This window comes from Streptomyces sp. NBC_00669, from assembly GCF_036226785.1.
Taxonomy (GTDB): Bacteria; Actinomycetota; Actinomycetes; order Streptomycetales; family Streptomycetaceae; genus Actinacidiphila.
The window spans coordinates 7,642,041-7,664,751 of record NZ_CP109018.1 but is presented as its reverse complement, the minus strand read 5'-3'; the positions used below and the strand labels follow the sequence as shown (position 1 = coordinate 7,664,751).

Sequence of the window (22,711 nt, the reverse complement as noted above, 5' to 3'; positions counted from 1 at the left end):
GTGAAGTCATGCCCGCGCACCCCGCAGAACCGGCCGGCCCAGGCGGCCCGGCCGACCCCGGTGACCTCGGTGACCCCGGTGACCCCGGCACCCGCCGGCCCCTGGACCACATCGGCCGTATCCAGGCCGCATGGGCCCGCGAGCGGCCCGAGATCGACGTCTCGCCGCAGGGCGTCATCGGGCGGCTGCACCGCGTCGCCGGGCTGCTCACCGAGCAGTTGTGCGTCGTCTACCGCCGATTCGGCCTGAGCGAGGGCGAGTTCGACGTGCTCGCCGCCCTGCGCCGGGCCGGCCCGCCGTACGAACGCGCACCCGGCGAACTGGCCGCGCACACCATGGTCACGACCGGCGCGATGACGAAGCGGATCGACCGGCTGGAGCGCGGCGGCCTCGTCACCCGGCGCCGCGCCTCCGACGACGGGCGCGGCCGCGTGGTCGGACTCACCCCGGCCGGGCGCGAGTTGATCGACCAGGCGTTCGCCGAGCACATGCGGAACGAACGGCGCCTCCTGGACGCGCTCCCGCCCGGCGACGCCGCCCACCTGGAGGCCCTCCTGACCTCCTGGCTCGCCGAGATCGAGCCCCCGCGCGACGCGTAGGGCGGCAGCGGCAGGCACGGAAGGCCGGCGTCCGCGATCACGCGCGCCGGTGGCATCCTTGGGCGGTGTTCTCCTCCGACCGCGTGGGCGCCGTGTTCTTCGATGTCGACGGCACTCTCGTCCCCGGTACGAGTTCGTCGGTCTTCCTGGCCGGATTCCTCGGCCACCGCGACGAGTTGGCCGAGGCCGAGGCCGCATACGCCTGCGGCGCCCTGGACAACCGGCAGGTCTCCGAGCTGGATGCCGCGGGCTGGGCGGGCACACCGGAGGAACGGGTCTCCGGCTGGCTCGACGGGCTGCCCCTGGTCACGGGCATCGCGGAGACCGTGGCCTGGTGCCGGCGGAACGAGCTGCTGCCCGTGCTGGCGACCCTCGCCTGGTCGCCGGTCGGCGGCCACCTGGCCGAGCGATTCGGCTTCCACGCGTTCTGCGGGCCACGGCTGGAGACCGCGGACGGCCGGTTCACGGGCCGGGTCGCCCGTCACTTCGACGAGCACGACAAGCGGGACTTCGCCCGCGCGCAGGCACGAGAGTCGGGGCTGTCCCTCCGTTCCTGCGCAGCCGTCGGGGACAGCCGCTCCGACCTGCCGCTGTTCGCATCCGTCGGGTTGAGCGTGGCGTTCAACGGCTCGGCTGGCGCGCGGGCGGCGGCCACCGCCACCGTGGACGACGGCGACCTGCGCAGCGTGCTTCCCGTCCTGGGCCGCCTGGTCACGGCCGCTCGCCGCTGACCGTCGATGACCGTCGATGGCCGCCGACGGCCGCTGCGAGGGCGGGCACCGGGTGGCGGTGCGCGGCGAAACGCGAGCAGGTCGCGTCACGCGGCGGCCGTGCGGCGCGTCGCCGAACGGGGGCCGGGCTGAGCCAGGCTGAGCCAGGCCGACCCGCAGCCCGTACCCCGCACCCCGCACCCCGCACCCCGGGGTGGATCGATTCGGAAACGTGATCGGTCCCGATCAGGAATCATCGTTGGACGCGGGCCGTATCCGTCCTGCATGCTTCCTGGCATGACGACGCACATGCTCGCGGAGAGGCCCGGCCGGCACGGCCCGGCCCTCGGTGTCGCGTTCGTCGAGGTGCCCGTGCCGGCCGGTTCCCCGCTGCTCACCCAGCGCAGGGTCATCGACTTCGGCACCGGCACCTCCGCCGGCTGTCGCCGCGGCTAGCCGAGCCCTTCCACGGCAGCGGGCCGACCGCCAGGCCCGGCACGCGGGTGACCGAACCCGCGTCCGTGGTGCGGCCGTTCCCGCGCCTCCCGCCACCGCAGCGGTACGCGTCACCGCAGAGCCGTACGCGTATCCATCCCGCCCCGTTCCCCGGCACCCCTGCCCCGTCGCGTTGCCGCGTGCCCCGAGCGCCGCGCGGTCCGCGCGCCCCTGCCCCAAGGACACCGCCATGAGCTCCGTGAGCACCGTTCCCGACCCCACGTCGTGGGAGATCCCGCCGTCGCTGAACCCGCGCGGCACCGTGCTGCTGCTGCCGGGCCGCGGCGAGGACCCGCGGCTGTACGAGCGGCTCGGCGCGCGGATCGCCGCGGACGCCTACCGGGTGCGGGCGGTGGCCGACCCCAGCAGGTGGCCACGGGAGGCGGCGCGTCAGGTGAAGGAGGCGCTGGCGGACGGGGAGCCGGCGAAGCCGCTGGTACTGGCGGGGTCGGACGCGGGCGCGCTGTTCGCGGTGGGCCTGGTGGCGGCCGGCGAGGTGGAGGTCGACGCGCTGGTGCTGGCCGGGCTGCCGACGAAGGACGTGGCGGCGTCCCAACCCGCCGACTGGTCGGAGGAGTTGGGCTCGCGGACGGCGTGCCCCACCCACCAGGGCCGGCTGGCCGAGCCGGGGCGGCTGGAGCGCGGCGCGCTGTACGCGCCGCTGCCGCGGGAGTGGTACGACCGCGCCGACCTGTCGAAGGTCTCCGTGCCGGTGCTCGGTCTGCACGGCGCGGCCGACCCGGTCAGCCCGCCGGCCGCCGCGCGCACGGCGTACGCGGCAGCGCCCCGCGCGGAGTTGGTGACCCTCGCCGACGGACGGCACGACGCGTTCAACGACCTCTCGCACCGCACCGCCGCCGCGACCGTGGTGCTGTTCCTGGAACGGCTGCGGCTGGGCGCGGACTTGGCGCCCATCGCGATCTCCGAAGAGCTGCCCCGATGAGCGGCGGCGCGGCCGGACCGGCTGCGGCTCCCGTACGCTACGTGGTCATCGGCGCGGGCGCGGTGGGCGTCACGCTCGCCGCCGGGCTGCACCGCACGGGCGCCGACGTGCTGCTGGTGGCCCGCGGCCGGCAACTCGCCGCGCTGCGCTCGGGCCGTCTGCGGCTGGTGCGGCCGGACGGCGAGCACACGGTCGACGTGCCGTACGCGGCGGGGCCGCGGGAGGTCGCGCTGACCGGCACCGACGTGCTGGTGCTCGCGGTGAAGGCGCAGGACGCCGAGCAGACCGTGGCGGAGTGGGCGTGGCGCCCGGTCGCGGTCCGCGACGGCGGTACGGAGCCGGCCGCGCGGGTGCTGCCGCTGGTCACCGTGCAGAACGGGCTGGACGGCGAGCGGGTGGCGCTGCGGCGCTTCGCGCACGTGCTGGGGGCGAGCGTGTGGGTGCCGGCGGTGTACGTCGAGGACGGCGTCGTGGTCTCGCCCGCCGCGCCGACCGAGGCGGCGCTGTGGCTGGGCCGCTACCCGAGCGGGACCGACCACCCGGCGCTGGAGCGGCTGGCGGCGGACCTGCGGGCCGCGTCGTTCGCGACGCAGGTCGTACCGGACATCGCCGGGTGGAAGGCGGCGAAGCTGGTCGGGAGCGTGCAGAACGTGCTCGACGCGCTCTACCGGCCGAGCGAACTGCGCGACCGGGTGGCGGAGTTGCTGGCCGATGAGGCCCGTACCGCGCTGGTGGCGGCCGGGCTGCCGCCGGTCGACCGCGAGGCGCGCAGCACGCTGGACCTGTCCGGCTTCACCCTTCACGACATCCCCGGCCACCCGCGCGGCGGAAGCTCGACCTGGCAGAGCCTGGCCCGGTCCGGTTCGCTCGAAGTGGACTTCCTCAACGGCGAGGTGGTGCTCCTGGCGCGGCTGGCCGGTGCGTCGGTGCCGGCGACGGCGTACCCGGCGACGGCGTCGGTGCCGGCGGGGGCGACGGCGTACCCGGCAGCGAACGCGGCGCTGCTCGCGCGTGCCCGGCAGGCCGAGGCCGACGGCACCCCCGCCGGTTCGCTCGGCGACGCGGACCTCGCCGCGACCGTGCCGGGGCTGCACCCGCCGGTCCTGGTCGGCGCGAAGGAACTGGCCGACGAACTCGCCTCCGAGCAGCCGCCGTTGCTGCTGGACGTGCGCTGGGCGCTGGGCGACCCGGACGGCCGCGCGCACTACCAGGAGGCCCACATCCCCGGTGCCCGCTACGTGGACCTCGACACCGAACTCGCCGCGCCCGCAGAGCCGTTGAAGGGCCGCCATCCGCTGCCGGACCTCGCCGACCTGCAACGCGCCGCCCGGGGATGGGGGTTGCGCGCCGGGCGGCCGGTGGTGGTGTACGACGACGCGGGCGGCCTGGCCGCGGCGCGTGCCTGGTGGCTGCTGCGGTGGGCGGGCGTGTCCGACGTCCGCGTGCTCGACGGCGCGCTCGGCGCGTGGCGGGCGAGCGGGGAACCGCTCGCCGGGGGTGACGAACCGCCCGCCGAACCCGGCGACGTGGTGCTGCGCGCCGGCCGGCTGCCGGTGATCAGCGCCGAGGAGGCCGCGGAACTGGCCGAGGACGGCGTGTTGCTGGACGCCCGCGCGGGCGAGCGCTACCGCGGTGAGACCGAGCCGGTGGACGCGCGGGCCGGGCACATCCCCGGCGCGGTCAGCGCGCCGACCGCCGAGAACCTCGACGGCGAGGGGCTGTTCACCGATCCGGCCGCGACCCGGCGGCGCTTCGCCGCACTGGGCGTCGGAGCGGGCACGACGGTGGGCGTGTACTGCGGCTCCGGAGTGACGGCCGCGCACCAGATCGCCGCGCTCGCGTCCGCCGGCATCGACGCGGCGCTCTACCCCGGTTCGTGGTCGGCCTGGTCCGCGGACCCTGACCGGCCGGTGGCGACCGGACCGCGGCCGGACGGCGCCGCGGCCGATGCGTCGTCCCATGCCGATGCCGATGCCGAGCCCGAGCCCGTTGCCGTTGCCGTTGCCGAGTCCGAGTCCGATGCCGACGTCGCACCCGAACGCGTCGGCCCCGAAGGGGGATTGCGATGAGCACGAGTGAGATGTCCCGGCCGCCGAACGCCGCGACGGCCGGCACCGGCACCGGCACCGGCACCGGGTATCCCGCCACGCCAGACGCCGGCGCGCGCCCGTCGAAGGAGCCGCCGGAGGACACCGGCCCCGTCGCACCGCCCGCGAACGACGGCGGCCGGAGCGCCGACAGCAGCGGAGACGTGGAGACGATCCGGCCGGCCCACGAGCGACGCCGCCGCCAGGTGCCGCGGCCCCTGCGCCGGGCCTCGGGCCCGGTCGGCGCGCTGCTGCTGTGGTGGCTGCTCAGCGCGACCGGGGTGCTCTCGCCCGACACCCTCGCCTCCCCCGTGCGGGTCTTCCACAAGGGCTGGGACCTGGCCGCCGACGGCCAACTCGGCTCCGCGATACGGGTGTCCACCCAGCGCGTGATCGAGGGCTTCCTGATCGGCGCGGTCGCGGGCACCGCGCTGGCCCTGCTCGCCGGGCTGTTCCGGCTCGGCGAGGACCTGATCGACTCCACCGTCGGCATGCTGCGCGCGCTGCCCTGGGTCGGCCTGATCCCGCTGTTCATCGTCTGGTTCGGCATCGACGAGAAGCCCAAGATCGCGCTCGTGGTGATCGCGGTGACCTTCCCGCTGTACTTCAACATCTACGCCGGAATCCGCGGCGTGGACCCCCAACTGGTCGAGGCGGGAACGGTGTTGGGCCTCAACCGCTGGGGCCAGATCCGGCACATCGTGCTGCCGGGCGCGCTGCCCGGCGCCCTGGTCGGCCTGCGCTACGCCCTCGGCAGCGCCTGGCTCGCCCTGGTCTTCGCCGAGCAGATCAACGCGAGCAACGGCATCGGCTACCTCATGAACAACGCCGAGCAGTTCTTCCAGACCGACGTGATCGTGGTCTGCCTGGTGGTCTACGCGGTGCTCGGCCTGGTCAGCGACCTGATCGTGCGGCTCTGCACCAAGTACCTGCTGTCCTGGCGCGCATCCTTCGACGGAGCATGACGATGACGACTCCCACCACACAGACTCCCCCGACCACGGACACATCAAAGGCCCGCACCGTGAACGGGACCGGCACCGGTTCCCGCCCCGACACCTCCGTACGCGTCCGGGGCCTGGTCCGCGCCTTCGACCGGCGCCGGGTCGTCGACGGGCTCGACCTCGACATCCGGCCGGGCGAGTTCGTCGCCCTGCTCGGGCACAGCGGGTGCGGCAAGAGCACCCTGCTGCGGGTGCTGGCCGGCCTCGACCGCGACATCGAGGGCACCGTCACGGTGCCGCGGCGCCGCGCGGTGGCCTTCCAGGCGCCCCGGCTGCTGCCGTGGAAACGGGTGTGGCGCAACGTCGTACTGGGTCTGCCCGGCCGTGCCGACCGCGCGCTCGCCGAGCGCTACCTCGCCGAGGTCGGCCTGACCGAGCGTGCCGCCGTGTGGCCGAAGACGCTCTCCGGCGGAGAGGCGCAGCGCGTGTCGCTGGCCCGCGCGCTGGTACGGCAACCCGACCTGCTGCTGCTCGACGAGCCGTTCGGCGCGCTCGACGCGCTGACCAGGACCAACGCCCAAAGGTTGGTGGGCGAGTTGTGGACCCGGCACAACTGCGGGGTCCTGCTGGTCACCCACGACGTGGAGGAGGCCGTACTGCTCGCCGACCGGGTGCTGGTGATGCGGGACGGCCGGATCGCCCACGAGGCGGTGGTCGACCTGCCCCGGCCGCGCGACATCGGCGCACCCGAGTTCGTCGCGTTGCGTACGTCGCTGCTCGCCCGCCTCGGCGTCGGCCCGCACGACCCGAACGACCCGACAGACCCCGCAGGCCCGGCAGGCCCGGCAGGCCCGGCCGACCTCGCGGACCCGGCCGACGCGTAGCCCCCGTTCCCGCCCCCACCGCCCCCCTTGGACCCCACAGCGGCTCCACGCGCCAACTCCCGTACTCCGCACCGGCGTACGCCGAGCCGTCCTGCCCGCTCCCGCTCGACACCCGAACCCGGCACCCGAACCCGCGGCACCCCGTACCCGTATCCCGCGCTCCACGAACCCCGAGGACAGCCATGCCCCGCCCCCTTCCGCGGCTCCTCGCCGCGGCCGCAGCCGTCACGCTCAGCCTCACGCTCCTCGCGGCCTGCGGCGACGCGAAGAAGACGGACACCGACGTCAAGGCCGCGTCCGGCGGCACCGACCTGTCCGGCGTGACCTTGACGCTCGGCGACCAGGCCAACGGACTCCAGACCCTGCTCAACGCGGCCGGCACCCTCAAGAACACTCCGTACAAGGTGAAGTGGGCCGAGTTCCAGGGCGCGGCGCCGCTGTTCCAGGCGATGCAGAGCGGCCAGGTCGACACCGGCAGCGCCGCGGACCTGCCCACGCTCCAGGCGGTCAGCGGCGGCCTGAAGATCAAGCTGGTGGCCGCCTCGTCGGCGGACGGCTCCGGCACCGCGATCCTCACCCAGCCCGGTTCCGCGGTGCGGACGGTCCAGGACCTCAAGGGCAAGGACGTCGTGATCTCCTCGGCCAAGGGCAGCATCGCCGAGTACCTGCTGGCGAAGACCCTCACCGACGCGGGCCTGAAGTACTCCGACGTCCACGTGCAGTACCTGCTGCCGACCGCCGCGCAGGCCGCGTTCAACGCCAGGAAGATCGGCAACTGGGCGACGTTCGGCATCTACCAGGACATCGCGGTGCAGAAGGGCGCGAAGATCGTGGTGGACGGGCGGGACGGCCGGACCAGCGGGATCGGCTTCATCTCGGCCGCGCAGTCGTCGCTGACCGATCCGGCCCGCAAGGCGGCCATCGCCGACTTCCTCGGCCGGCTCGCCGAGGCGTACGCGTGGGCGGCCGCCCACCGCGACCAGTACGCCCAGGTCTTCGCGCAGAAGAACGGCGTGCCCCTGGACGTGGCGAAGACCGTGGTGGGGCAGGGCGCCGACTCCCTGGTGCCGGTCTCCCCCACCGTCACCGCCAAGGTGCAGGCCGTCTCGGACCTGATGCACACCATCGGCTCGCTCCCCACCGACGTGAAGGTGGCGGGCACCGTCGACACCTCCGCGTTCCCGCACGCCCTCGCGCCCACGACTGCCACGACCGCCACGACCGCCACGACGCCCACCGCGACCACTTCCGCGAACCCGAACCCGAACGCGAACGCGAACCCGTCCGCGACCTCGTCCGCCGCCGCGACCCCCGCCAACTGATCGGAGCCCAGGCCATGCCCGTCGAGTTCATCAGCGCCACGCACACCACCAACACCACCGAGGCCACCGCCGGCGGCCGGCACGCCGGCTTCGACGTCGACTACACCCGCCGCTTCGTACGGGCCCTGGACGACGGCGGTTTCGACTGGACGCTGGTCGCCTACAGCTCCGCCGGCGTCGACGCCGAGCAGATCGCCCAGTTCGTCGTGAACAACTCCGAGCGGGTCAAACCGATGCTCGCGCACCGGCCCGGCTTCGTCTTCCCCACCCGGGTCGCCAAGGCGCTCGCCACCATCGACCGGATCGGCAAGGGACGGCTCGGCCTGCACATCATCTCCGGCGGCAACGACACGGAGCAGGCCCGCGAGGGCGACTACCTCACCAAGGTCCAGCGGTACGCCCGCTCCGAGGAGTTCATCCAGGTGCTGCGCCAGGTGTGGGCGGCGACCGGGCCGATCAGCCACGCGGGCGAGTACTACAGGTTCGAGGGGTTCGCCACGGACATCAAGCCGTACCAGGACGCCATCCCCATCTCGGTCGGCGGCTCCTCACGGGAGGCGTACGAGGTCGGCGGGCGGCAGGGCGACATCTTCGGGCTGTGGGGCGAGCCGCTCAAGGAGACCGCCGAGCAGATCGCCGCCGTCAACGCCGTGGCCGACGCGGCGGGCCGCCCGCACCCGCGGATCTGGGTCTCGTTCCGCCCGATCGTGGCCGCCACCGACGAACTCGCCTGGGAGAAGGCGCACCGCATCCTCGGGCAGGTCAAGGAGACGGTGGCGGCGACCCCGAAGGGCGCGCGCTACCCCGCCCCCGGGGACGGCCGCCCCGCGAACGTCGGCTCGCAGCGGCTGCTCGACGTCGCCGCGCGCGGCGAGCTGCACGACCGCGCGCTGTGGACGCCGCTGGTCACCGCGACCAACGCGGCGGGCAGTTCCACGGCACTGGTCGGCAGCTACGAGACGGTGGCCAAGGCGCTGCTGGACTACGTCGACATCGGGTGCGAGCTGCTGTCGATCCGCGGGTACGACCCGCTCAACGACGCGATCGACTACGCGCGGTACGTCCTGCCCCTGGTCCGCCAGGAACTCGCGCACCGGGGTACGCCCGTCGCCGCGTGACGGGGTGCCCGGGAGGAACCGCGCGGCGAGGCAGCCCCGATCGGACGAAGGAGTGACCATGGACAGCCCCGACGGCGGCCGGTCAGACGCGGTGGGCCAGCAGGTCGCGGACCGCGCCGGCGGTGGTCCCGGCCAGCCACGGCGGGGCGTCGGCCCGGGTGCGCAGGTGCAGCAGTTCCGGCGGCACCGGCGGCAGGTCGTCACGCCGCTGGAGCCCTTCCGGGGGCGGGCCGACGTCGGCGAGCAGACCGACGCCGAGGCCGCCGCGGATCGCGTTCATCACGCCCGCGAGGTAGGCCGCCTCCACGACGACCGCCGACGACAGGTCGTGCTCGGCGAGGGTGTCCAGCGCGCGGCGGCGGATCGTACAGGGGTGGTCGATGACGACCACCGGGATGGGCGTGCCGGCCGCCGGCATCCGCCAGTTCGGGGCGGAGAACCACGACAGCGGAAGCGCGCCGGCCGGGACGCTGTCGCTGCCGCGGGCATCGCCGATGAAGACGGCCACGTCGATGCCGCCGCGGTCCAGGCCGTCGTTGAGCTGGGCGCTGCGGTCCAGCCGGAACCGTACGCCGCGGCTGGGGTAGTGCTCCTTGAGCACGCCGGTGATCGCGGGCAGGATGCGGTCGGCGGCGTGCTCGGTGGAGCCGACCACGAGGGTGCCGGCGCCGTTGCCGCCGCGGCCGAGCCTGACCAGCGCCTCGTCGTGGGCGGCGAGGATCTTCCGCGCCTCGGCGAGCAGGGTCTCACCGGACGGGGTGAACCGCGTGACGCGCCCGGCGCGTTCGACCAGCGGCCGCCCCACCGCCTTCTCCAGCCGCCGCACGTGCTGGCTCACCGCGGACTGGGACATCCCGATCGCCGCGGCCGCGCGGTGGAAGCCGCCGCAGTCGGCTATGGAGGTGAAGGTGCGCAGAGCGGCGATGTCCAGTACGTCGGCCATCTCGCGAGCGTATCAACCTGCGGTTTCAGCAACCTTGCAGCGATATGTCCGCGCTCCGAACGGCGACCGGACGACCCGGCCCGGCCCGACCGACCCGTCCGACCTGACCCGGCCCGACCTGACCCGGCGACCCGACCGGCCCGAATTCCGAGCAACCCGTGACCCTGGGAGAAGCATGACCGCCGAGACCGTTGCCGGCACCGCCTCTGGAACCGCCTCCGACACCGCCCCGGGCACCGCTGACGTGCCCTCGATACCCGAGCAGTTCAGGACCGCCTTCCGTGGCCATCCGGCCGGGGTGGTGGTGGTCACCGTGCCCGGAGCCGGCCGGCCCGCGGGCTTCACCGCGACCTCGGTGGCCTCCCTCTCCCTCGACCCCGCGCTGCTCTCCTTCGGCATCTCGGGCACCGCGTCGAGCTGGCCGCACCTGCGGGACAGCGCGACCGCCGTGGTGCACTTCCTGGCCGCCGAACACGAGCACCTGGCCCGGCGGTTCGCGACCAGCGGCATCGACCGGTTCGCCGCGCCGACCCGGTTCAGCACGCTGCCGGGCGGCGAACCCGTGCTCGACGACGTGTCCAACTGGCTGCTGGTCGACATCGAGGCGCGGGTCCCGGCGGGCGACCACCGGCTGGTGATCGGCCGGGTGACCCGCGCCCATGTCGGCGTCCAGCAGCGCCCGCTGCTCTATCACGACGGCCGGTACCACACGCTGTGAGCGGGCGGGCCGAGAAGTTCGGGTGCGCCCGGCTCACTCCGACGGCGTCGCCGGGGGCGTCGGGTGCGCCGGGGGCGTCGGCCAAGCGCCGCCGATGGAGAGGTTGCTGACGTCCCGGGCCTGGATGACCGGACTGTTGTACGCCGTGCCGCTGAACGTGTTGTGCACCACGCTGATCGAACCGCTCCCGGTCGGCGATCCGAACTCGTCCAGCAGCGCGCGCAGTTCGGCCGCCGCGGCGGGGTCGGCACGCAGGACCCGCCGCAGCCGGGCGCGCCACTCGTCGGCCACGTCCGCCGCCGTGTCGGCGTCCCCGGCCTGCTGAGCGGCCACCAACTCCGCCCGTGAGGAATCCAGTTGGCCGCCGACCGTACCGCCGTCGCCGCCCCGGGCGAAGAAGGCGGCGAGCCGCCCGCGGACCTGCCCCCACGCGTCGGAGACCATCAGCCCCACCAGCGAGGTCGCCCCCGAAGCCGCGAGAGCGGTGAGTTCCGCTTCCACCCGTTCCACCCCGTCCCGTCCGGTCCGCCGCCGTGCCGCCCTTCCACGGTAGGACAACGCCGCCCGGGCCGCCGGGGTTCGCCGGGAGTGCCGCGGGCCCGCCGCCGCGCCGGGTTCGCGATACTGCTCCGACAGGCAGGTACGGCGAGGCTGCGGGCGAAGGGCACGGGATCGATGGCGCGGGACACGGAACCCGAGGAGGCGGGCGGCGCGGGCGGCGAAGGCGGCGCCGGCGGGCTGGCGCGGGTGGCTGCCGAGGCGGGCGTGTCCGTGTCCACGGTCTCGAAGGTGCTGCACGGGCGCTCGGATGTCGCCTCGCGCACCCGGGCGCGGGTGCAGCGGCTGCTGGAGCAGCACGGGTACGGGACCGCGCCGCGCGGGCGGGCCGTACCGACCGCGCTGGCGGCCGGCGGGCTGATCGACTTCGTGATCGGGGAACTGGACGGTCCCTGGGCGGTCCAGCTGGTGCGCGGAGCCGAGGAGGCGCTGCACGCGGTCGGCATGGGCCTGGTGGTGTCGGCGGCGCACGAGAGCGAGAGTGGGCAGGCCCGGAACTGGCTGGAGGCACTGGCCAACCGGCCGACCCGCGGCGCGATCCTCGTCGTGCCCGGGCTGACGGACGCGCAGCGGGTCGAACTGGGGCGGCTGGGGCTGCCGTTCGCGCTGATCGCGCCCGCGGAGGAGCCGCCGCCCGGCGTGCCCTGGGTGGGGGCGACCAACTGGCCCGGCGGGCTCGCGGCCACCCGGCACCTGGTCCGGCTGGGGCACCGCAGGATCGCGGTGATCGGCGGGCCCCCGGACCGGCTCGCCTCGCGCGCCCGCGTCGACGGGTACCGCTCCGCGCTCGACGAGGGCGGGCTGCCCTTCGACCCCGAACTGGTCCGCTACGGCGACTTCTCGCACGGGCCCGCGTACGAGCACGCGCTCGACCTGCTGCGCCTTCCGGACCGCCCCACCGCGATCTTCGCCGGCAGCGACCAGCAGGCGCTCAGCACCTACCGCGCCGCCGACCGCCTCGGGCTGCGCGTGCCGGCCGACCTGAGCGTGGTCGGCTTCGACGACCTCGACTTCGCGGACTGGGTCACCCCGCGGCTCACCACCGTGCGCACCCCGCTGCCGGAGATGGCCGCGGTCGCCACCCGCATGGTCCTCCAACTCCTCGCGGGCCAGGTCCCCGAGACCACCCGCGTCGAAGTGGCCAGCGAACTCGTCCTCCGCGACAGCACCGCTCCCCCCAGGGTCCCCTGACCCCGCGGGCCGCCCAGCCCCGCCGCTCACGGGACCGCCTGCCGCTGGGGTGGCCGCACGCACCGTTTCCCGCGGCCCGGGGGGACGGCGCACCATCACGCGCGTTGCCGGGCGCACCGTGTGCGGAACCGCCTCAGGCAAGCGTTGCCGGTGGTCGATGTGCGTGTGTGCGTGTGTGCGTGTGTGCGTGTGTGCGTGTGTGCGGGGAGAGTCGGCTCACCGATCTCGCGCCGGCGGATCTGACGGGCTCGCCTCGGACCTCAGGCGGCCGGCGCGGCGTCCCGACCGTGAGGTGCGGCCCGCGCTGGTGGCGGCGCGGGCCGACTGGCTCGCCCGTGCGGCTCCCCGGCCCCGGGCCCTTGCGGCGGCGCGCGGTACGCGTTGATCGCGCGGCCCTCCCCCGGAGCTTCGCCGGGGGCGCCGGGGGTCAGGGGTGGGGAGGGAGGACGCGGGTGCGGACTTCGGCGAGGGCGAGGCGGGTGCCGGCCGGGCCGGGGGCGGTCGCGGAGAGGACGACCTCGTCGCCGTCGTGGAGGAAGGACCGCTGGGAGCCGTCGGGGAGGCGCAGCGGCTCCTCCCCGTTCCAGGTGAGCTCGATGAGCGCGCCGCGGGTGTCGCGCTCGGGTCCGCTGACGGTGCCCGACCCGAAGAGGTCCCCGGTCCGCAGGCTCGCCCCGTTCACCGTGAGGTGCGCCACCATCTGCGGGTAGGTCCAGTACATCGTGGCGAACGGCGGCCGCGCGACGAGATGCCCGTTCAGCCGTACCTCGATCGCGATGTCGAGGGCCGACGGCCGCGCGGCGCCGTCGTCGAGGTAGGCCGGCGGACGGGGATCGCGCGGCGGCGGGGAGGTGCGGGCGTGCCGCAGCGCGTCGAGCGGCGTCACCCACGCGGAGACGGACGTGGCGAAGGACTTCCCGAGCATGGGGCCGAGCGGGACGTACTCCCACGCCTGGATGTCCCGCGCCGACCAGTCGTTGAGCAGGCACAGCCCGAAGACGTGGTCGTCGGCGTCGGCGAGCGCGACCCGCTCGCCCTGCGCGGAGGGCGCGCCGACCACGAAGCCCACCTCGGCCTCGATGTCCAGCCGCAGCGAGGGCCCGTAGGAGGGCACCTGCTCGCCGGGCTCGCGGCGCTGCCCGCAGGGCCGTACGACGTCGGTGCCGGAGACCACCACGGTGCCCGCCCGGCCGTGGTAGCCGATCGGCATGTACTTCCAGTTCGGCGGCAGCGCGTCGGCGCCCGGGCGGAAGATCCGGCCGACGTTGGAGGCGTGGTGCTCCGAGGCGTAGAAGTCGGCGTAGTCCGCGACCTCGAACGGCAGGTACGGGACCGTGTCCGGGAGCGGGACCAGGCAGGGCGCCACGGCGGCGCGGTGCCGCTGCTCGGTCAGCCACGCGGTGACCTCGGCCCGTACCCGCGTCCAGGCCGGCCGGCCCGCGGCCAGCAGCGGGTTCAGCGACGGCGCGGCCAGCAGCTCGGCGAGGTCGGCGGGCGCACCGGTGGCGCGGGCGGCCGCACCCGCGTCGAGTACGTGCTCCCCGTAGCGGACCCCGAGCCGCCGCCGGGGGTCGCCGGCGGTGCTGAAGACGCCGTACGGCAGGTTGTGCACCCCGAACAGCGCGTCGTGCGGGAGGTCGAACGGGTCGGCGGGGCTCAACGGACCTCCACGGGCGGCCGGCGGTGATCACACGGCGCGCTCGCGCGACGTGATCATGCAAACGCCCCGAGGATACCGCCGGGCCTCGGGCCTCGGGCCTCGGGCTCCGGGCGGGCCCGGCCCGGCTCCGGTGCCGTAGGCGGGCACGGCTCGGCGCCCGCGCGGTGCGTGCGCCGAGAACGGGTTTGGAGCTGCCCGCACCGCAAACGTAAAGTTCGCCCCAATGACCGGGCGGGGAACGCGGGGCCCGGCACCCACGGGGATCACACGGAGAGCAGCGGTTTCATGACGGCGACCACACAGGACCTGGACCAGACCCCGGACCCGGACCGGTTCCGGGCCCCGGAGCAGTTCCCGGCCCAGGGCGCGGCCCCGGGTACGGCCCCGGGCACCGACCCCCACGCCGCCGAGCCCCCGCAGGCCCCCGGTATCGACCCGGCCCGCCTCGCCCAGTGCCTCGCCGTGCTCGCCGAGCTGGACGACCTCCCCGTCGACCACCCCGACGCCGTCGCCGTACGCCGGGCCACCGCCGGGATCTACCGCACGGTGAAGCAGCGCCGCCGCCAGGAGCGCCGGGCCGCCAAGACCGCCAACGACAAGGCCGTCACCGAGGCCACCGCCACCGGCGCCGCCGACCGGATCGACGACGAGACGCTCGGCATCCAGCTCAGCACCTCCGTGACCACCGAGATCGCCGGCATCCTGGAGCGGCCCCGCTCCTGCTACGTCTGCAAGACCCGCTACGTCGAGGTTGACGCGTTCTACCACCAGCTGTGCCCGCCGTGCGCGGCCGAGAACCGGGCCCGTCGCGACGCCCGCACCGACCTGACCGGGCGGCGCGCCCTGCTCACCGGCGGCCGCGCCAAGATCGGCATGTACATCGCGCTGCGGCTGCTGCGCGACGGCGCCCACACCACCATCACCACCCGCTTCCCGAACGACGCGATCCGCCGCTTCAAGGCGATGCCGGACAGCGCCGACTGGCTGCACCGGCTCAAGGTCGTCGGCATCGACCTGCGCGACCCCGCCCAGGTGGTCGCGCTCGCCGACTCGGTGGCCGCCGCGGGCCCGCTGGACATCCTCATCAACAACGCGGCCCAGACCGTACGCCGCTCCCCGCGTGCCTACAGCGAGCTGGTCGCCGCGGAGTCCGCGCCGCTGCCCGCGGGCGAGCTGCCCGCCGCCGAGGTGTTCGGCGAGTTCGGCTCGGGTGCGCGGACCGCGGCCGCGCTGCCCTCGCCGCGCGGCGAACTGCTCACCCCCGACGAGGTCACCGGCCTCGCCCTGGTCAGCGGGTCCGCCTCGCTCGCCCGGATCGAGGCGGGCACCGCGATCGACGCCGGCGGCCTCGTGCCCGACCTCGACCCCACCAACACCTGGGTGCAGACCGTCGGCGAGGTCGACCCGATCGAGCTGCTCGAAGTCCAACTGTGCAACGTCACCGCGCCGTTCGTGCTGATCAGCCGGCTGCGCCCGGCGATGGCGGCGGCCACCGCCCGGCGCAAGTACGTGGTCAACGTCTCCGCCATGGAAGGGCAGTTCAGCCGCGGCTACAAGGGCCCCGGCCACCCGCACACCAACATGGCCAAGGCCGCGCTCAACATGCTCACCCGCACCAGCGCGCAGGAGATGCTGGACACCGACGGCATCCTCATGACCGCCGTGGACACCGGGTGGATCACCGACGAGCGGCCGCACCCCGACAAGGTCCGGCTCGCCGCCGAGGGCTTCCACGCCCCGCTCGACCTGGTCGACGGCGCCGCCCGCGTCTACGACCCGGTGGTGCGCGGCGAGCAGGGCGAGGACCTGTACGGCTGCTTCCTGAAGGACTACCGCCCGTCGGCGTGGTGAGCCCGCGCCGCGGATGAGGGCGCGGCCTACGCTGGCCGGGTGGCCCTCTTCGTCATCGAGCGCACCAGCGCCCTGCCGCCGGCCGAGGCGTGGCGGCGGCTCACCACGTGGGAACGGCACTCCGCCACGGTGCCGCTGACCCGTATCGAGGTGCTGACCCCGCCGCCGTCGGGGGTCGGCACCGCGTTCGTGGCGCGCACCGCGGTCGGCCGGGCCGGTTTCGCCGACCCGATGCGGGTCGAGGTGTGGCAGCCGCCGGGGGGCGACGGGCACGGGCGGTGCCGGCTGGTGAAGACCGGGCGGGTGGTCGTCGGCTGGGCCGAGATCGAGGTGGGGCCGGCGGCCGGCGCCACCCGCACCGGCTCCCGCGTGTGCTGGCGCGAGGACCTGCGCGTACGCGGGCTGCCGGGCGCCCTCTTCGACCCGGTGACGTCCCTCGCCGGGCGGTTGGTCTTCGGCCGGGTCCTGGACACGCTGCTCGCGGGGCGCCCCTGAGCTTCCGGGGCGGCGGCGCCGACTTCCCGGGACGGCGGCGCGGAGGGCCTTCCGGAGAGCCTTCGCCGGTCGCGTCGATGAGTTCCGCCGACCGGAGCGGTCTACCCCGGTGTACGGCACCCGGCCGCACGCGCACACCCGCGCCGCACCCTGGAAGCAGGCCCCATGTCCACCAAGATCTTCGTCAACCTCCCGGTCAAGGACCTCTCCCGGTCGATGGGCTTCTTCACCGGCCTCGGCTTCACCTTCAACCCGGACTTCACCGACGACAAGGCCGCGTGCATGGTCATCAGCGACGACATCTACGCGATGCTGCTGACCGAGCCCTACTTCCGGAAGTTCACCGGCAAGGCCGTCACCGACACCGCGACCTCCAGCGAGGCGATCGTCGCGCTCCTCCTCGACACCCGGCAGGACGTCGACCGGATCGCCGAGGCGGCCCTCGCGGGCGGCGGCCGGACCGCCGAGCAGACCAACGAGAACAGCCCGATGTACACCCGGTCCTTCTTCGATCTCGACGGCCACCACTGGGAGTTCTTCCACGCCGCCGGCGCGTAGACCGAAGGGAGCGGAAGCAGCGCCGCCGCCCGCCGGCAGGTGGTCCCGCGACCGGCGGAACGCGGCTGCCCGGGAGGGGCGGGCGCGGCGCGCTCGCGCAATACGCTTGTGCCGCGCAGGAACGTTCCGCGCGGGGGTGTCCACACACGAGGGGGGATCGGGCCGTGCCCGTTGCAAGAGGAGTGAAGATAGGCATCATCGGCGCCGTCTGCGCCGGGATGTTCGGCGTGGCCGGCTACGGCGCCTACAACATGTACACGGCGCTGGACGGCTCGGGGGGTGGCGGGGGCACGCACACCGTGGCGAACACGGACCCGACGTCGGCCCCGAAGCCGCCGACGGCCCAGCAGGTCGCCGACACGGCCCACACGTTCCTGACCGCGTGGGCCGCCGGCCAGACCGCGAAGGCGGCGGCCGCCACGGACGCGGCGGACGCCGCGATGACCGACCTCACCGACTTCCAGCAGCAGGGCCACGTCACGTCGGTGGCGATCAGCGGCATCGCCCCGACCACCGGTGCGTCCGGGGGAGCGTCGTTCACGGTCACCGCGCGCCTGTCGTACGACGGCATCACGTCCACCTGGACGTACGCCTCGGCGCTCACCGTGGACCGCGACTCCACCGGCGACGTGGCCGTCACGTGGAAGCCCTCCGTGCTCAACCCGGCGCTGGCGGACGGTGACTCGGTGGTCACCGGGACCGCGAAGTCGCCCGGGGTCGATGTCACCGACCGGCACGGCAAGGTGCTCACCGGCAAGAGCTACCCGTCGCTGGCCCGGATCATCGAGGACCTCAAGTCCCGCCACGGCGACCAGGTCAAGGGCGGCACCGCGGGCATCGAGACCTACGTGCAGCACAGCGACGGGTCTGCCGGGAAGGTGCTGAAGGTGCTGCGCAAGGGCAAGAGCAAGAAGCTCCCGACGACGCTGGACGCGGGCGTGCAGGCCGCCGCGGAGAAGGCGGTGAAGGGCAAGAACGGCGCCGGGGTCACCGCGCTCGACATCTACGACGGCACCATCCTGGCGGTCGCCAACAGCGACCCGGGCGGCACCGACATCGCGCTCCAGGGCGCGGACGCCCCCGGCTCCACGATGAAGATCGTCACGTCCGCCGCGCTGCTCGAACGCGGCATGGGGCCCGACTCGCCCGCCCGGTGCAAGAGCACGGACAACGTGGCCAACGGCCGTATGTACAAGAACGACTCGCCGAGCCTGCAGAACGCGAACGCCGATCTGCGCTGGGACTTCGCGAACTCCTGCAACACCGGCTTCATCACGCAGGCGCCCAAGCTCGGCGCCACCGGACTGCGGGACACCGCCGCCCAGTTCGGGCTCACCCAGCCGTGGAACATCGGCACCGCCACTCCGAACGACCAGCCGAGCTTCCCCGACGGCAGCGGGCCCGACGAGCTGACCTCCGAGATGATCGGGCAGGGCAAGGTGGTGGCGAACCCGATGATCATGGCGTCGGTCGCCGCCACGGCGGCCACCGGCAGCTTCCACGAGCCGCGGATCGTGGCCGCGAGCATGATCGACGGCCGGATCTCCGCGGCCGGCGTCGGTTCCCGGGTGTCGGGCGATCTGCGGCAGCTGATGCGCGCCGCCATCACGAACGGCACCGCCACCGGCGTCATGAGCGGCTTCGGCTCCGACTCGGGCGCGAAGACCGGCTCGGCCGAGGTCGACGGCCAGGCCGCCACCAACGGCTGGTTCACCGCGTACGCGGGCGGCGTGGCGGTGGCCGCGGTCGTCCATGACGCCGGGTTCGGCAACACCTCCGCGGGGCCGATCGTGGCGCAGGTGCTGCGGGCGTCCTGACCGGCGAGGCCGTACGGGCGGCGCGACCGGCCCGCGCCGCCCGTACGGTCAGGCCAGCGCGTCGCCGTGCAGGAGGAGCAGCGTGACGGCGGTGACCGCCATCGCCAAGGTGGTGAGGAACGGCAGCCGGCTGTGCGGGCCCGCGCCCGCGGTGCGGACCGTGGCGACCGCCAGCACGCCGGTCACGGCGAGCGCCGCCCACCCGGCGCGACCGGCCGGCCCCGGCGGGCCGAAGACGAGGACCGCGGCCGCGGCCAGCAGCGGCACCGGGGCGAGCAGGCGGCCGCGGCGCCGCCCGATCCGCTGCGGCAGGCCGCGCACGCCCGCGGCCAGGTCCGCGTCGATGTCCGGCAGCACGTTCGTGACGTGGGCGCCGACGCCGAGCAGCGCGCCCGCCGCGACCGCCCAGCCCGGCGGACCCGGGTGCCCGGGCAGGCCCAGCGTCACGAACGCGGGCAGCAGCCCGAACCCGACGGCGTACGGCAGCCACGACAGCGCGGTGCGCTTCACGCCGAGGTTGTACGCCCATGCCGCCGCGACCCCGGTCAGGTGCGCGGCGCCGGCCGCCAACCCGCAGGCCAGCGAGGCCACGACGCACACGGCGAGCGCCCCGGCGGCCGCGGCCGCCGCCATGCCGCGTGTCGGAGCCCCCGCCGCCAGCGGCTTGTCCGTGCGGCCCGCCGCCCGGTCCCGTTCGACGTCCACGACGTCGTTGCACCAGCCCACCGACGCCTGACCGCTCAGCACCGCCGCCGCGACCAGCCCGCAGCCGCCCGCACCCCGCCCCGACGCCCCGGCGAGCGCCGTCACCAGCACCGTCACCGCCACGGTCGGCTCCGGATGGGACGCCTTCACCAGCCCCCACGCCACCCCGCCCGTACCCGCACCCGCGTCGACCGCCACCCCACCACGCTAGGCGGCGGGGCTCCCGCACGCCGTGACGGCTCGCCGTCACCACGGCTCACGCCCTCCGTGGGAGTACCGCGCCCCCGGCCCCCGCACCGGCCGCCAGGTTCCGGAACGGCGGAACGGGGCAGCCCGGCGGGTTGATACGGCCACGTTTGGACGGATTTGCCGCCGTCCTTCCTATGCTGAGGCAATGAGCCGAATCGTGGGCGTCCACGCGGTGCTGCCGCCGTACCGGTACCCGCAGCACGAAATCAGGGATGCCCTCGTGGAGATGGGAGCGGTGGGCCCGGAGGGCCGGGGCGTGCTGGACCGTATCCACGCGGCGTCCACGGTGAAGTACAGGTACCTGGCGATGCCGTTGGAGCGGTACCGCACGTTGGGCGGGTTCGGCGAGGCGAACGCCGCTTACGTCAGCGCGGCGACGGAGTTGGCGCAGGAGGCCGTCAGGGGCGCCCTGCACCGCGCGGACATCGCCGCCGCCGACGTGGAGTTGGTGGTGTCGACGTCGGTGACGGGCCTTGCGGTGCCGTCGATCGAGGCGCGGCTGGCCGCCCGGTGGGGGCTGCCCGCGCACGTCAAGCGCGTCCCGATCTTCGGGTTGGGCTGCGTCGCGGGAGCCGCGGGACTCGCCCGGGTGCACGACTACCTCGAAGGGCACCCGCACGGCGTGGCGGTGCTGCTCTGCGTGGAGTTGTGCTCGCTGACGGTGCAACGCGGCGACCCGTCCGCCGCGAACGTGGTGGCGAGTTCCCTCTTCGGCGACGGCGCCGCCGCGCTGGTGGCGGTCGGCCGGGAGCACCCGGCGGCGCGGGCACGGGGCCCCGAGCAGGGCCCGGAAACGGTGGCGACCCGCAGCCACCTCTACCCGGACACCGAACGCCTGCTCGGCTGGGACATCGCCGACAGCGGCTTCCGGATCGTCCTGGGCAGCGACCTGCCGGACACGGTGCTGCGCCATCTCGGCCCGGAGGTCAGGGAGTTCCTCACCGACCACGACCTGAAACCGGCGGACGTCACGGGCTGGATCTGCCACCCGGGCGGCCCGAAGGTGCTGGAGGCGGTCCGGGAGACCCTCGATCTGCCCGCGCGCGCCCTGGAGTTGACGTGGCGCTCGCTCGCGGAGGTCGGCAACCTCTCCTCCGCGTCCGTGCTGCACATCCTGCGCGACACCCTGGACCGGCGCCCGCCGCTGCCCGGCACCCCCGGCCTGATGCTCTCGATGGGCCCGGGCTTCAGCTCCGAACTCGTCCTTCTCCGTTGGTAGGCCGCCGATGACCTCGTTCGCCCCGTCCACCGCGTACACCGTGCTGGTGCTGCTGGTCGCCGCCGAGCGGCTGGCCGAACTGGCCACCGCGCGGCGCAACGCGGCGTGGAGCCATGCCCGCGGCGGCGTCGAGCACGGCCGCGGCCACTACCCGGTGATGGTGCTGCTGCACACCGGTCTGCTGGCCGGGTGCCTGGTGGAGACCGGGTGGGGCGGGCGGCCGTTCGTGCCCGCGCTCGGCTGGCCGATGCTCGTACTCGCGCTGGCCGCGCAGGCGTTGCGCTGGTGGTGCATCCGCACGCTCGGGCCGCGCTGGAACACCCGGGTGATCGTGGTGCCGGGGCTGCCGCTGGTGGACGGCGGACCGTACCGGTGGATGAGCCACCCCAACTACCTCGCGGTCGTCGTCGAGGGCGCGGCGCTGCCGCTGGTGCACGGCGCCTGGATCACCGCGATCTGCTTCACGCTGCTCGACGCGCCACTGCTCGCGGTCCGGCTGCGCTGCGAGAACGCGGCGCTGGCGCTCGCCCCCGACGCGGCGCCGGCCGTCGCGGTGGCCGCGCCGTGATCGACCTGCTGGTCGCCGGGGGCGGGCCGGCCGGGCTGGCCACCGCGATCCACGCGGCGCGCGCGGGGCTCGACGTGGTGGTGGCCGAGCCCCGGCCAGGTCCGGTGGACAAGGCGTGCGGCGAGGGGCTGATGCCCGCGGCCGTACACGCGCTGGCCGACCTCGGGGTGGCCGTCGGCGGGCGCCCGCTGCGCGGCATCCGCTACGTCGACGCCCGGTACGAGGCCGAGGCGCACTTCCGGGCCGGGCCCGGGCGGGGGGTGCGGCGCACCGAGCTGCACGCCGCGCTCGCCCACCGGGTCGCCCAACTCGGCGTGCCCGTGCTGCCGTTGCGGATCGACGCGGTACGGCAGGGCCCGGACGGGGTGACCGCGGCCGGACTCGCCGCGCGCTACCTCGCCGCCGCGGACGGGCTGCACTCCCCCATCCGGCGCGCCCTGGGCCTGTCCGGACCGCCCGATCCCGCGCCTGCCCGCTACGGCCTGCGCCGGCACTTCGCGGTGCCGCCGTGGACCGACTGCGTCGAGGTGCACTGGTCCGCCCGCGCGGAGGCGTACGTCACGCCCGTCGGGCCCGACCTGGTCGGCGTCGCCCTCCTCACCTGCGACCGCGCGCCCTTCGACCACCACCTCGCCGCCTTCCCCGCGCTCGCGGCCCGCCTGCCGCCCACCGCGGCGACCCCGGTGCGCGGCGCCGGGCCCCTGCGGCAGCCGGTCCGGGCCCGCGCCGCCGGCCGGGTCCTGCTCGTCGGCGACGCCGCCGGCTACGTCGACGCCCTCACCGGCGAGGGCGTCTCCCTCGCGGTGCGCGGCGCCGCGGAACTCGTCCGCTGCGTGCGGTCCGACCGGCCGGAGGCGTACGAACGCGCGTGGCGCGCGATGTCGCGGCGGCACCGCGCCCTCACCACCCTGCTGCTGCGGGCCCGCGGCAACCCGGGGACGGCCCGGCGCATCGTGCCCGCCGCGGCGCGCTTCCCGGCGCTGTTCGCGGCCGTGGTGAACCGGCTCGCGTGAGGCGCCCGGTGCTGCGCCGCCCGCCGACGGCGCGCCCGGGCGGACCGGTCCGGCTCGGTTCGAA

At 75.0% G+C, this 22,711-nt stretch carries 22 protein-coding genes; 18 read left to right on the top strand and 4 right to left on the bottom strand.

Annotated features, from left to right (window positions below):
• Window positions 1-8: 8 nt before the first annotated feature.
• The 9 genes from OG896_RS32405 to OG896_RS32360 all read left to right on the top strand — a co-directional run bounded on the left by OG896_RS32405 (window position 9) and on the right by OG896_RS32360 (window position 9,102).
• Window positions 9-599 (top strand): MarR family winged helix-turn-helix transcriptional regulator, encoded by a 591-nt coding sequence (locus OG896_RS32405; RefSeq protein WP_329371032.1) that lies wholly within the window; start codon window positions 9-11, stop codon window positions 597-599.
• Window positions 600-664: 65 nt separating this feature from the next.
• The gene (locus OG896_RS32400) at window positions 665-1,330 is read left to right on the top strand and encodes an HAD family hydrolase (RefSeq protein WP_329371030.1); all 666 of its coding nucleotides are present in this window, start codon (window positions 665-667) and stop codon (window positions 1,328-1,330) included.
• A gap of 276 nt (window positions 1,331-1,606) precedes the next feature.
• Window positions 1,607-1,765, top strand: coding sequence for a hypothetical protein (locus OG896_RS32395; RefSeq protein WP_329371028.1), 159 nt, complete (start codon window positions 1,607-1,609; stop codon window positions 1,763-1,765).
• A gap of 229 nt (window positions 1,766-1,994) precedes the next feature.
• A complete protein-coding gene (locus OG896_RS32390) occupies window positions 1,995-2,747 on the top strand; it encodes an alpha/beta hydrolase (RefSeq protein ID WP_329371026.1) in 753 nt (250 codons plus the stop codon).
• A complete protein-coding gene (locus OG896_RS40515; protein WP_443057189.1) occupies window positions 2,744-4,816 on the top strand; it encodes a rhodanese-like domain-containing protein in 2,073 nt (690 codons plus the stop codon). Before OG896_RS32390 ends, OG896_RS40515 begins: the two co-directional genes overlap by 4 nt.
• The gene (locus OG896_RS32375; protein WP_329371024.1) at window positions 4,813-5,799 is read left to right on the top strand and encodes an ABC transporter permease; all 987 of its coding nucleotides are present in this window, start codon (window positions 4,813-4,815) and stop codon (window positions 5,797-5,799) included. The genes OG896_RS40515 and OG896_RS32375 overlap by 4 nt, the downstream gene beginning before the upstream one ends.
• Complete coding sequence (locus OG896_RS32370) at window positions 5,796-6,662, top strand: ABC transporter ATP-binding protein (protein ID WP_443057188.1); 867 nt, start codon at window positions 5,796-5,798, stop codon at window positions 6,660-6,662. The genes OG896_RS32375 and OG896_RS32370 overlap by 4 nt, the downstream gene beginning before the upstream one ends.
• Window positions 6,663-6,844: 182 nt before the next feature.
• A complete protein-coding gene (locus OG896_RS32365) occupies window positions 6,845-7,984 on the top strand; it encodes an ABC transporter substrate-binding protein (protein WP_329371022.1) in 1,140 nt (379 codons plus the stop codon).
• Window positions 7,985-7,998: 14 nt separating this feature from the next.
• Complete coding sequence (locus OG896_RS32360; RefSeq protein WP_329371020.1) at window positions 7,999-9,102, top strand: LLM class flavin-dependent oxidoreductase; 1,104 nt, start codon at window positions 7,999-8,001, stop codon at window positions 9,100-9,102.
• Between the two features lie 82 nt (window positions 9,103-9,184).
• Here the strand turns inward: OG896_RS32360 and OG896_RS32355 are convergent, their stop codons facing one another.
• Window positions 9,185-10,045, bottom strand: a complete 861-nt coding sequence (locus OG896_RS32355) for a LysR family transcriptional regulator (RefSeq protein ID WP_329371018.1) — start codon at window positions 10,043-10,045, stop codon at window positions 9,185-9,187.
• A 175-nt stretch (window positions 10,046-10,220) separates the two neighbouring features.
• Between OG896_RS32355 and OG896_RS32350 the strand changes: the two genes are divergently transcribed.
• Entirely contained in the window at window positions 10,221-10,763 is a 543-nt protein-coding gene (locus OG896_RS32350; RefSeq protein WP_329371016.1) for a flavin reductase family protein, read from the top strand.
• A 33-nt stretch (window positions 10,764-10,796) separates the two neighbouring features.
• On the opposite strand, the gene OG896_RS32345 is transcribed toward OG896_RS32350, so the two are convergent.
• The gene (locus OG896_RS32345; protein ID WP_329371014.1) at window positions 10,797-11,264 is read right to left on the bottom strand and encodes a hypothetical protein; all 468 of its coding nucleotides are present in this window, start codon (window positions 11,262-11,264) and stop codon (window positions 10,797-10,799) included.
• A gap of 174 nt (window positions 11,265-11,438) precedes the next feature.
• Here OG896_RS32345 and OG896_RS32340 point away from each other — a divergent pair, with 174 nt between their 5' ends.
• Entirely contained in the window at window positions 11,439-12,512 is a 1,074-nt protein-coding gene (locus OG896_RS32340) for a LacI family DNA-binding transcriptional regulator (protein WP_329371012.1), read from the top strand.
• Window positions 12,513-12,939: 427 nt separating this feature from the next.
• On the opposite strand, the gene fahA is transcribed toward OG896_RS32340, so the two are convergent.
• Window positions 12,940-14,172: a fumarylacetoacetase gene (gene fahA, locus OG896_RS32335; protein ID WP_329371009.1), complete on the bottom strand. Its 1,233-nt coding sequence runs from the start codon at window positions 14,170-14,172 to the stop codon at window positions 12,940-12,942.
• Window positions 14,173-14,457: 285 nt separating this feature from the next.
• On the opposite strand from fahA, the gene OG896_RS32330 reads away from it, so the two are divergent.
• The 4 genes from OG896_RS32330 to OG896_RS32315 all read left to right on the top strand — a co-directional run bounded on the left by OG896_RS32330 (window position 14,458) and on the right by OG896_RS32315 (window position 18,893).
• The gene (locus tag OG896_RS32330) at window positions 14,458-16,023 is read left to right on the top strand and encodes an SDR family NAD(P)-dependent oxidoreductase (protein ID WP_329371007.1); all 1,566 of its coding nucleotides are present in this window, start codon (window positions 14,458-14,460) and stop codon (window positions 16,021-16,023) included.
• Between the two features lie 39 nt (window positions 16,024-16,062).
• Window positions 16,063-16,518 carry an SRPBCC family protein gene (locus tag OG896_RS32325; protein ID WP_329371005.1) on the top strand — a complete coding sequence of 152 codons (456 nt, stop codon included), beginning with the start codon at window positions 16,063-16,065 and terminating at the stop codon, window positions 16,516-16,518.
• A gap of 165 nt (window positions 16,519-16,683) precedes the next feature.
• The gene (locus tag OG896_RS32320; protein WP_329371003.1) at window positions 16,684-17,076 is read left to right on the top strand and encodes a VOC family protein; all 393 of its coding nucleotides are present in this window, start codon (window positions 16,684-16,686) and stop codon (window positions 17,074-17,076) included.
• Between the two features lie 182 nt (window positions 17,077-17,258).
• Complete coding sequence (locus OG896_RS32315; protein ID WP_329371001.1) at window positions 17,259-18,893, top strand: penicillin-binding transpeptidase domain-containing protein; 1,635 nt, start codon at window positions 17,259-17,261, stop codon at window positions 18,891-18,893.
• A gap of 48 nt (window positions 18,894-18,941) precedes the next feature.
• On the opposite strand, the gene OG896_RS32310 is transcribed toward OG896_RS32315, so the two are convergent.
• Window positions 18,942-19,796 (bottom strand): UbiA family prenyltransferase, encoded by an 855-nt coding sequence (locus OG896_RS32310; RefSeq protein ID WP_329370999.1) that lies wholly within the window; start codon window positions 19,794-19,796, stop codon window positions 18,942-18,944.
• Window positions 19,797-19,992: 196 nt separating this feature from the next.
• Here OG896_RS32310 and OG896_RS32305 point away from each other — a divergent pair, with 196 nt between their 5' ends.
• The 3 genes from OG896_RS32305 to OG896_RS32295 are packed head-to-tail and all read left to right on the top strand — an operon-like array spanning window position 19,993 to window position 22,647.
• Window positions 19,993-21,066 carry a type III polyketide synthase gene (locus OG896_RS32305; protein ID WP_329370997.1) on the top strand — a complete coding sequence of 358 codons (1,074 nt, stop codon included), beginning with the start codon at window positions 19,993-19,995 and terminating at the stop codon, window positions 21,064-21,066.
• Window positions 21,067-21,073: 7 nt separating this feature from the next.
• Window positions 21,074-21,634, top strand: a complete 561-nt coding sequence (locus tag OG896_RS32300) for an isoprenylcysteine carboxyl methyltransferase family protein (protein WP_329370994.1) — start codon at window positions 21,074-21,076, stop codon at window positions 21,632-21,634.
• Window positions 21,631-22,647, top strand: coding sequence for an NAD(P)/FAD-dependent oxidoreductase (locus OG896_RS32295; RefSeq protein WP_329370992.1), 1,017 nt, complete (start codon window positions 21,631-21,633; stop codon window positions 22,645-22,647). Before OG896_RS32300 ends, OG896_RS32295 begins: the two co-directional genes overlap by 4 nt.
• Window positions 22,648-22,711: the final 64 nt, after the last annotated feature.